Here is a 1,593-nt window from a genome sequence, read left to right on the forward strand (position 1 = left end):
CATTAGTTCCTCACCATATGGGTTGCAATCCCAAAAATAAGCACGTAAATGAGCTAAATCATTAATAGAACCATTTTCTTCATTGAATTTATCCCAATCGGTACAGTGAGCATATTTAATTGCTTTAAATGGATATTTTTCATTATTTATTGCTTCTGGCATTTTTAAAGCTTCCCCATTTATGTATCTACGAATCCTAGCAACAAGCCCAACAGCGGGCGTTCCAAATAACTCGTGAACTTTATTAAGTTTATTTATACCATTTGTATCTCTTTGCGCTTGCTCCAAAATAACAGATATTTTTACTGTCCCTTTATAAAACAAATGTGGTGGATAATCATTATAACCATGCATTTTGTTTATCATCCATAAATAAGGTATTTATTGTGAGAAATAACATTTTTGAAAGTATAGCACAGTTAAAACAACAAATTCTCTTTAATCCCCCGAATCCTATCCCGCAACACAGCCGCTTCTTCAAACTGCAAATCCCTAGCTGCCTGCTGCATGGCTTTTTCCAGTTTGGCGATTTCTTTAATCGCGTCTTCTTCATTGTGAATCTCGCCGACTTTGACTTTGTTTTTGCCTTTCAGACGGCCTTTGCCGCTGTCTTCTTCGTGGTACACGCCATCGATGATGTCTTTGACCTGTTTTTTAATCTGCTGCGGCACGATGTCGTGTTCTTCGTTGAATTTAATCTGTTTTTCGCGGCGGCGTTCGGTTTCATCGATGGCGGCTTTCATGGAATCGGTAATTTTGTCGGCGTACAGGATGGCGACACCGTTCACGTTGCGCGCGGCTCGGCCTATGGTTTGAATCAGGCTGCGGTGGGAGCGCAGGAAGCCTTCTTTGTCAGCGTCGAGGATAGCGACGAGGGAGACTTCGGGGATGTCCAAGCCTTCGCGCAAGAGGTTGATGCCGACGAGTACGTCAAACAATCCGAGCCGCAAATCTCTAATAATTTCAACACGCTCTACGGTATCAATGTCGCTGTGCAGGTAGCGCACTTTGATGCCGAGTTCGCTGTAATAGTCGGTGAGTTGTTCCGCCATGCGTTTGGTGAGGGTGGTAACGAGCACGCGTTCGCCTTTTTGGATGCGGTCGTTGATTTCGCTCATTAAGTCATCAACTTGGGTGGCGACGGGGCGGATGATGATTTGGGGATCGACCAGCCCGGTGGGGCGGACGACTTGTTCGACTACTTGTCCGGCGTGTTCTTCTTCGTATTTGGCGGGGGTGGCGGAAACGAAAATGGTTTGCGGCATGACTTTTTCAAATTCGTGGAACTTGAGCGGTCGGTTGTCTCGGGCGGAAGGCAGGCGGAAGCCGTAGTCCACGAGGTTTTGCTTGCGCGATGCGTCGCCTTTGTACATGCCGCCGATTTGGGTGACGGTAACGTGGCTTTCGTCGATGAACATGATAGCGTTGTCGGGCAGGTAGTCCATCAGCGTGGGCGGCGGTTCGCCTTCTTTTTTTCCTTAGAAGTGGCGGGAGTAGTTTTCGATGCCTTTGCAGAAGCCCATTTCGTAGAGCATTTCGAGGTCGAAGCGGGTGCGCTGTTCAATGCGTTGTTGGGCGACAGGGCGTTGTTCG

At 47.3% G+C, this 1,593-nt stretch carries 1 protein-coding gene and 1 pseudogene; both read right to left on the reverse strand.

Features of this window, described 5'->3' with window-relative positions; genetic code table 11:
- On the reverse strand, nt 1–354 hold a 354-nt coding region (locus ACTHUM_RS13515; RefSeq protein ID WP_440403115.1), incomplete at its 3' end, for a hypothetical protein.
- A gap of 65 nt (nt 355–419) precedes the next feature.
- Nucleotides 420–1,593: pseudogene (locus ACTHUM_RS13520) on the reverse strand (helicase-related protein); the annotation flags it as partial.

It is taken from the genome of Neisseria sp. P0021.S006 (assembly GCF_051956895.1).